At 51.2% G+C, this 8,618-nt stretch carries 4 protein-coding genes and 8 tRNA genes (1 of these 12 cut by a window edge); all 12 read left to right on the top strand.

The window, feature by feature from the left end:
* Window positions 1–55, top strand: a tRNA-Val gene (locus tag FD25_RS14240) (it extends 29 nt beyond the left edge of the window).
* 36 nt (window positions 56–91) lie between these two features.
* Window positions 92–173 (top strand) — tRNA-Leu (locus FD25_RS12520).
* A gap of 38 nt (window positions 174–211) precedes the next feature.
* Window positions 212–284: transfer RNA gene (locus tag FD25_RS12515), tRNA-Thr, on the top strand.
* 26 nt (window positions 285–310) lie between these two features.
* A tRNA-Gly gene (locus FD25_RS12510) sits at window positions 311–382 on the top strand.
* Between the two features lie 10 nt (window positions 383–392).
* Window positions 393–478, top strand: a tRNA-Leu gene (locus tag FD25_RS12505).
* Between the two features lie 20 nt (window positions 479–498).
* Window positions 499–572: transfer RNA gene (locus tag FD25_RS12500), tRNA-Arg, on the top strand.
* Window positions 573–607: 35 nt separating this feature from the next.
* Window positions 608–681, top strand: a tRNA-Pro gene (locus FD25_RS12495).
* Between the two features lie 40 nt (window positions 682–721).
* Window positions 722–795 (top strand) — tRNA-Pro (locus FD25_RS12490).
* Window positions 796–1,035: 240 nt separating this feature from the next.
* Entirely contained in the window at window positions 1,036–1,503 is a 468-nt protein-coding gene (locus tag FD25_RS12485; RefSeq protein WP_057804596.1) for a CtsR family transcriptional regulator, read from the top strand.
* 17 nt (window positions 1,504–1,520) lie between these two features.
* Complete coding sequence (locus tag FD25_RS12480; protein WP_057804595.1) at window positions 1,521–4,007, top strand: ATP-dependent Clp protease ATP-binding subunit; 2,487 nt, start codon at window positions 1,521–1,523, stop codon at window positions 4,005–4,007.
* A gap of 153 nt (window positions 4,008–4,160) precedes the next feature.
* A complete protein-coding gene (locus FD25_RS12475) occupies window positions 4,161–4,766 on the top strand; it encodes a TetR/AcrR family transcriptional regulator (protein WP_057804594.1) in 606 nt (201 codons plus the stop codon).
* A gap of 234 nt (window positions 4,767–5,000) precedes the next feature.
* Complete coding sequence (gene rpoB, locus FD25_RS12470) at window positions 5,001–8,612, top strand: DNA-directed RNA polymerase subunit beta (protein WP_057804593.1); 3,612 nt, start codon at window positions 5,001–5,003, stop codon at window positions 8,610–8,612.
* Window positions 8,613–8,618: the final 6 nt, after the last annotated feature.

Raw genomic sequence — 8,618 nt, 5'->3', positions numbered from 1 at the left:
GGAGAGCGTCTGCCTTACAAGCAGAGGGTCACAGGTTCGAGCCCTGTATCCTCCATCGGGACTCCAAGTCCTAGAACTTCATCGTCACCATGCAGGTGTGGCGGAACTGGCAGACGCGCTAGATTTAGGTTCTAGTGTCTTATGACGTGGGGGTTCGAGTCCCTTCACCTGCATTGATAATTCAATATCGCAAAATATTTAACAATATTTTGCCGACTTAGCTCAGTTGGCAGAGCATCTCACTAGTAATGAGGAGGTCGGAGGTTCGAATCCTCTAGTCGGCATGGTTCCATTAATTAAATTTGCCAATGCGGAAGTAGTTCAGTGGTAGAACATCACCTTGCCATGGTGGGGGTCGCGGGTTCGAATCCCGTCTTCCGCTTTGCCCTTTTGCCGGGGTGGCGGAATTGGCAGACGCACAGGACTTAAAATCCTGCGGTCAGTGATGACCGTACCGGTTCGATCCCGGTCCTCGGCATTTAACTTAATAATGATTATGCACCCATAGCGCAATTGGATAGAGTGTCTGACTACGAATCAGAAGGTTGTAGGTTCGACTCCTACTGGGTGCATTTTTGTTGCTTATAGAATTTTTTATAGGCAGACTCGGGAAGTAGCTCAGCTTGGTAGAGCACCTGGTTTGGGACCAGGGGGTCGCAGGTTCGAATCCTGTCTTCCCGATTAGCCGGTCACCGGTTAGTGAACTAAATAGATTGATCATCGGGAAGTAGCTCAGCTTGGTAGAGCACCACGTTCGGGACGTGGGGGTCGCAAGTTCAAATCTTGTCTTCCCGATTTTTTAATCCTAACTCTACATATTATATACTGAAAAATCATAGACGTCGGTCTTCCACCTAATTGTTTGGAAGCCGACGCCTTTTTTGGTACTATAGATTACCAGGAGCTATCCTGGTACGGTAAGTCAATCATGCGAGATTAGGAACGCAAAAGACTAATCCATTGCATTTTTGAGGGAAGTTCGTATAATATTAGTCAACATTAGTCAAAAGAACTGCCGAAAGGGGGACGCGAATAATGGAGAATCAAAATATTTCAGATATTATTGAAGCTTACCTCAAGCAGATTCTAGCGGAATCCCAAGAAGTTGAGATTCGGCGTTCAGAGATTGCTAATCAATTTAATGTCGTCCCGTCACAGATTAATTACGTGATTAAGACCCGGTTTACGATTCAGGACGGTTACGTCGTGCGGAGTAAGCGGGGGGGCGGCGGCTATATTCGAATTGAAAAGGTCAAGTTACTGGATAACTTGGACTTTATTGATTCGTTGGTCACGGCCGTCGGGGACCACATCACCCGGCATGACGGGTTAGCGGTTGTACGGAGCTTGTTTGAAGCGGGGACCATTAACCGTCGCGAAGCCAACATCATGTTGGCGGCGATTGATAAGACCGCCTTAAATACCGGAGATCGAGATTTAGACGAGCAAATTCGTGCGCAAATTTTAATCTCGGTTTTGGATCATTTACGTTACGAGAGTTGAGAAAGTGAGGAGTTGCAATGGATAACCTATTTACGCCTAGTGCAAAAAGTGTTTTAGTTTTGGCACAGGAACAGGCAAAGTATTTTAAGCATCAAGCGGTGGGTACGGAACACTTGCTGCTGGCCCTCACCATTGAAAAAAACGGAATTGCTAACAAAGTCTTGCAGCAGTTTTCCGTCACTGACGACGATGTACGGGAAGAAATCGAACGGTTTACCGGTTACGGGACCTTGGAAAACACGGATAAGGACAGCTATTTGCCTTACTCGCCTAAGGCTAAGGCCATGTTAGCCTTAGCTGGGGACGAAGCCAAGCGACTCGGGGCCACCAAGATCGGAACGGAACATTTACTGTTGGCGTTGCTGAGTGACGAGACGATTCTGTCGTCGCGGATCTTGAAGAACCTCAACGTTGAGTTAACCAGTGCTCGCAAGGTGGTTTTGCGGAAGCTGGGGATTGCAGATACGCCGAAGCGTCGTAACGAAGGGCGCACGCGACGAGCAGCTCAGGGCGGCACGCCTACGCTGGACTCCTTAGCCCGGGATTTGACCCAAGCGGCGAAGGACGGCAAGATGGATCCAACGGTGGGCCGTGATAAGGAAGTTAAGCGGGTCATCCAGATCTTGAGTCGGCGGACCAAGAATAACCCCGTGTTGATCGGGGAACCCGGCGTCGGGAAAACCGCGATTGCGGAAGGGTTAGCCCAACGTATCGTGGCTGGTGACGTTCCCGAAGACATGCAAAACAAACGCCTGATGATGCTTGACATGGGCTCATTGGTCGCAGGAACCAAGTACCGGGGCGAATTTGAAGACCGGCTGAAGAAAGTGATTGAAGAAATTTACAACGATGGTCACGTGATCCTGTTTATCGACGAACTCCACACTCTGATTGGGGCGGGGGGTGCCGAAGGGGCGATTGATGCGTCGAACATCTTGAAGCCCGCGTTGGCCCGAGGTGAATTGCAAACCATTGGGGCCACGACGTTAGACGAATACCAGAAGTATATCGAATCTGACGCGGCGTTGGAACGGCGGTTTGCCACCGTGCAGGTCGACGAACCAACCAGTGAAGAAGCGCTGGAAATTTTGCAGGGCTTACGGCCACGGTATGAAGATCACCACCACGTGAACATCACGGATGAAGCGTTGGAACAGGCGGTTAAGCTGTCCGTTCGCTACATCAGTGAACGGTTCTTACCGGACAAGGCCATCGATCTGATGGACGAAGCCTCCGCTAAGGTGCGGATTGATCAGATGGATAAGCCCACGCCAACCAGTAAATTGACGGCCGACTTAGACCAGTTAGCCAAGGACAAGGATACCGCCATTGAGCAACAAGACTTTGAAAAAGCCGCTCAGTTACGGACCCAGGAAATCGCGTTGCGTGATAAGTTAGCCGACCAAAAGGCTAAGGCCGCTGCCAAGGCGGACCAAGCCGACCGGCATTACACCTTAAACGTTACCGGTGAGGACGTTGCCCAGGTGGTTGCCGAATGGACCGGGGTACCATTGACCCAGTTGAAACAAACCGACGCGGACCGGTTGGTCAACCTCGAAAAGATCTTGCACCAACGGGTGATCGGTCAAGACGAAGCAGTCTCGGCCGTTGCCCGCGCGATCCGGCGGGCCCGTTCCGGGTTGAAAGATCCGAACCGGCCAATTGGGTCGTTCATGTTCTTAGGCCCTACCGGGGTGGGGAAGACTGAATTAGCCAAGGCTTTAGCCGCCGCTATGTTTGGTTCGGAAGACAACATGATCCGGGTCGACATGAGCGAGTACATGGAAAAGTACTCCACCAGTCGGTTGATTGGGTCGGCGCCCGGTTACGTTGGTTACGACGAAGGGGGCCAACTGACCGAAAAGGTTCGGCAAAAGCCTTACTCCGTGGTCCTCTTTGATGAAGTTGAAAAGGCGCACCCGGACGTCTTCAACCTGTTACTTCAGGTTCTAGATGATGGGTACTTGACCGACTCTAAGGGGCGGCGAGTCGACTTCCGTAACACCATTTTGATCATGACCTCGAACCTGGGGGCCACGAAGCTGCGGGACGAAAAGACCGTTGGGTTTGGTGCCGAAGACATGGCGAACAATTACCGAGCCATGGCCGACACCATCCGGCAGACGTTGAAGCAATCCTTCCGGCCAGAATTCTTGAACCGAATCGACGAAACGGTCATCTTCCACTCGTTGAAGAAGCCGGAACTTCACCAAATCGTCAAGCTGATGGCCCAACGGATCGTGAAGCGGGTGGCCGACCAAAACATTAAGTTGAAGTTTACGCCGGCCGCCTTAGATGCGATTGCGCAAGCCGGGTACGATCCGGAATACGGCGCGCGGCCACTCCGGCGCGCGTTGCAGAACCAGGTCGAAGACCAGTTAAGTGAAGCGATGCTTTCGGGCGAAGTTAAGGCGAACGAACAAGTGACGATTGGCGCCACGAAGGGTAAGGTCACGATTAACGCGAAACCAACCACACCGCGGAAGGCTGTCACCAGTAAATAATCAACGGTAAGTTGACCAGTTAGAATGATTAATTGAATCTGTTTTGTAAGGAGCAGGGTCACTGGGTAACTATCTCAGTGGGGCTGCTCTTTTGGTTGGTCCGGAGGTGTGGTACACTGACATTAATTTAGAACGAAGGGAACGGATAGTGGGATGAAAAGAAAAGAGCAGCTAACCCAGACACATGCGGCGATCTTAGCGGCGGCTCGGGAGCAATTCTTGTCACGGGGTTATCAAGCCACATCGACACGTGAGATTGCCCGGCAGGTCGGGATTACGCAGCCGGCACTCTACCACCACTTTAACGACAAGGAGGCCATCTTCTTAGCCGTGGTGGAGGAAGTGGGGCAAGAAACCCAAACCGGGATTACGCAGGTTAATGCTCAGGTTCAAGCCGGGACACTCACGGATCCCGTGGAGGCCTTAGCGGCAGTAACCGAGGTCTTACTGTCCGTTCACCCGCGCGACGTGTTTAGCGTTTTACACGGGAGCTTTCGGTACCTCGCTCCGAGTAACAAGGGCCAACTAGGCCAATTACTGATGAAAGATTACCTGGGTCCGTTAGCGGCGTTCTTTGATTTAGGTCTGGTCACGCTGCGGCCCCAGTTATCGGCGCAGGAGGCGGCTTCGTTTTACCTGACCAGCCTGAGCCCGTTGTTCAACAACTTCCATCACGTGGGTCCCGCGGATGCGTCCAAGCACGAGCAAATTGTGATCTTGCTGCGGTTAATTTTGTTTGGCATTGCCACGGAAAAGTAAGCATAATATCTTGACAATCTAGCATTAGTTTTGTATTATATCATCTGTATGCAACTGTGAACTGAAATTGGGGTAGCCGATCTATTGTCCGGTGCACCCACTATAAGAAGCCAAAAGCAAATTTTGATTTGTTTTTGGATTTTTTTTGCCAAAAAACCGAGCAAAGATGCATTTGTAATCAAAATGTAATATTCGATTTGGCCAGTCACAGAATAAATAGGAGAGGTGAACAACTTGGCAGGACACTTAGTGAAATACGGGAAACACCGTACGCGTCGTAGCTATTCACGGATCAAGGAAGTTCTGGACTTACCTAACTTGATCGAGATTCAGACCAATTCCTATAATTGGTTCCTCGATGAAGGGTTACGTGATATGTTCGATGACATCATGCCAATCGAGGATTTTCAAGGAAACCTTTCGTTAGAGTTTGTTGATTATCAATTATTAGAACCTAAATATTCGGTGGACGAAGCGCGGGAACATGACGCGAACTATTCGGCACCGTTACACGTCACCTTACGACTAACGAACCACGAAACGGGCGAAATCAAGTCTCAAGATGTCTTCTTCGGCGACTTCCCATTAATGACGCACCAAGGAACTTTCATTATTAATGGGGCAGAACGGGTAATTGTTTCCCAATTAGTTCGTTCGCCAGGCGTTTACTTCAATGAAGATACCGATAAGAACGGCCGGACTATCTTTGGTGCCACGGTCATTCCTAACCGGGGGGCTTGGTTGGAATTCGAAACCGACGCCAAGAACATTTCCTACGTCCGGATCGACCGGACCCGGAAGATCCCAATGACCGAATTAGTTCGGGCCTTAGGGTTTGGCTCCGATGACGAAATCTTGGACATCTTAGGCGATAACGAAAGCCTGATGGCCACCTTAGAAAAGGATATCCACAAGAATACCGACGACTCACGGGTCGAAGAATCCTTGAAGGACATCTACGAACGCTTGCGCCCAGGTGAACCGAAGACGGCCGACTCTTCACGGAGTCTGTTAACGGCCCGGTTCTTTGACCCGAAGCGTTACGACATGGCCCCCGTTGGTCGTTACAAGACCAACAAGAAGCTGAGCTTAAAGACCCGGTTACTGGGCCTGACCTTAGCCGAAACGCTGGCTGATCCGGATACCGGTGAAGTCATCGTGCAAAAGGGCACCATGGTAGATAAGGACGTCATGAAGAACTTGGCGCCTTACCTGGATCGCGACGACTTTAAGATGGTGACTTTCCAGCCATCCGACGAAGCCGTGGTCACTGAACCTTTGAAATTACAAATCATCAAGGTGCAATCCCCTGACGATCCAGAACAAGAAGTACCCGTTATTGGGAATGGCAACATTGATCTGAAGCTGAAGCATATTCGCCCAGCCGACATCATTGCTTCCATGAATTACTTCTTCGATCTGCAAATCGGCATCGGCAACACCGACGATATTGACCACTTGGGGAACCGGCGGATTCGTTCCGTGGGTGAATTACTCCAAAACCAATTCCGCATCGGGTTATCCCGGATGGAACGGGTGGTTCGTGAACGGATGTCCATTCAAGACGCCGCTACGGTGACCCCCCAACAACTGATCAACATTCGACCAGTGGTTGCTTCCATCAAGGAATTCTTTGGGTCTTCCCAACTGTCACAATTCATGGACCAGACCAACCCATTGGGCGAATTGACGCATAAGCGTCGGTTGTCCGCCTTGGGACCTGGTGGGTTGACACGTGACCGGGCCGGTTATGAAGTCCGGGACGTGCACTACACCCACTATGGTCGGATGTGCCCGATTGAAACGCCTGAAGGCCCGAACATTGGGTTGATTAACTCGTTGTCCAGTTACGCGCGGGTTAACAAGTACGGGTTCATTGAAACGCCATACCGACGGGTTTCATGGGATACGCATAAGGTAACCGACAAGATCGATTACTTAACGGCCGATGAAGAAGATAACTACGTGGTGGCCCAGGCCAACACGCCGTTGAAGGATGACGGGTCGTTTGATACGGAGACGATCATGGCCCGGGCTAAGTCCGAAAACATCGAAACCACCGCTGACCGGATTGACTACATGGATGTGTCGCCTAAGCAAGTTGTTGCGGTGGCCACGGCATGTATTCCTTTCTTGGAAAACGATGACTCCAACCGGGCGCTGATGGGGGCCAACATGCAACGGCAAGCTGTGCCATTGCTGGACCCTCACGCACCTTTGATTGGGACGGGGATTGAATACAAGGCCGCCCATGACTCTGGGGTTGCCATGATCAGTCAACACGACGGGACCGTTGAATACGTCGATGCTCGTGAAATTCGGGTACGGCGTGAAGACGGCGCGTTGGACACTTACAAGTTGATGAAGTTCCGCCGGTCTAACGGTGGGAAGAACTACAACCAACGGCCAATCGTTAAAGTCGGCGACCACGTCGATAACGACGAAGTGATTGCCGATGGGCCTTCCATGGAAAATGGGGAATTAGCCTTAGGGCAAAACCCACTGGTAGCCTTCATGACTTGGCAAGGGTACAACTTCGAAGATGCCATCGCCATTAACGAACGGTTAGTGCGTGAAGACGTCTACACGTCAATTCACATTGAAGAATACGAATCCGAAGCGCGGGATACCAAGCTCGGACCGGAAGAAATGACACGAGAAATTCCTAACGTGGGTGAAGACGCTTTGAAGAACTTGGACGAAGACGGGATTATCCGTGTCGGGGCCGAAGTTCAAGACGGCGACATCTTAGTTGGGAAGGTCACGCCTAAAGGGGTCACGGAACTCTCCGCTGAAGAACGGCTGTTACACGCCATCTTTGGTGAAAAGGCCCGTGAAGTCCGTGATACGTCACTGAAGGTACCTCATGGTGGTGGCGGGATCATCCAAGACGTGAAGATCTTTACCCGTGAAAACGGGGATGAATTATCGCCCGGTGTGAACATGATGGTTCGGGTCTACATCGCCCAGAAGCGTAAGCTGCAGGTCGGTGACAAGATGTCCGGTCGTCATGGGAACAAGGGGACGGTTTCCATCGTGATCCCCCAAGAAGATATGCCGTACATGCCAGATGGGACACCAATCGACATCATGTTGAGTCCCATGGGTGTGCCTTCCCGGATGAACATCGGGCAAGTGCTCGAATTGCATTTAGGGATGGCCGCACGGAAGTTAGGCATTCACATGGCAACGCCAGTCTTTGATGGAGCCCAAGATTCTGATATCTGGGACGCCGTTAAGGAAGCCGGGATGGCCTCCGATGCCAAGACGGTCTTGTACGATGGCCGGACCGGTGAACCGTTCGATAAGCGGGTTGCCGTTGGGGTCATGAACTACCTGAAGTTGGCCCACATGGTCGACGACAAGATGCACGCCCGTTCCATCGGACCTTACTCCTTAGTTACGCAACAACCCCTTGGTGGGAAAGCGCAATTTGGTGGTCAGCGTTTCGGTGAAATGGAAGTCTGGGCTTTGGAAGCCTACGGGGCAGCTTACACGTTGCAAGAAATCTTAACCTACAAGTCCGATGACGTTGTCGGCCGGGTCAAGACTTACGAAGCCATCGTGAAGGGCGATCCAATTCCAAAGCCAGGTGTCCCAGAATCCTTCCGCGTGTTAGTGAAGGAACTTCAATCCCTTGGTTTGGATATGAAGGTCTTGAACGGTAACAACGAAGAAATCGAATTACGTGACATGGACGATGAAGACGATGACGTCGTAAACGTTGATGCGTTGAGCAAGTACGCCCAACAGCAAGAAGAACAACGTAAGGCCCAAGCTAGCGATAGCAAGGAGGCCAAGACGGCAGCGCCACAAAATGAGAGTCAACCGAATACGCAAGATTAATTCATA

Source organism: Levilactobacillus acidifarinae DSM 19394 = JCM 15949, assembly GCF_001434835.1.
GTDB classification, from domain to species: domain Bacteria; phylum Bacillota; class Bacilli; order Lactobacillales; family Lactobacillaceae; genus Levilactobacillus; species Levilactobacillus acidifarinae.
The sequence above is the reverse complement of the archived record's forward strand: the minus strand, read 5'-3'. Positions and strand labels throughout refer to the sequence as shown.

Bases quoted from the DNA above. Each gene is read 5' to 3' on its own strand.
- FD25_RS12485 (WP_057804596.1), top strand. From the start codon at position 1,036: ATGGAGAATCAAAATATTTCAGATATTATTGAAGCTTACCTCAAGCAG.
- FD25_RS12480 (WP_057804595.1), top strand. From the start codon at position 1,521: ATGGATAACCTATTTACGCCTAGTGCAAAAAGTGTTTTAGTTTTGGCA.
- FD25_RS12475 (WP_057804594.1), top strand. From the start codon at position 4,161: ATGAAAAGAAAAGAGCAGCTAACCCAGACACATGCGGCGATCTTAGCG.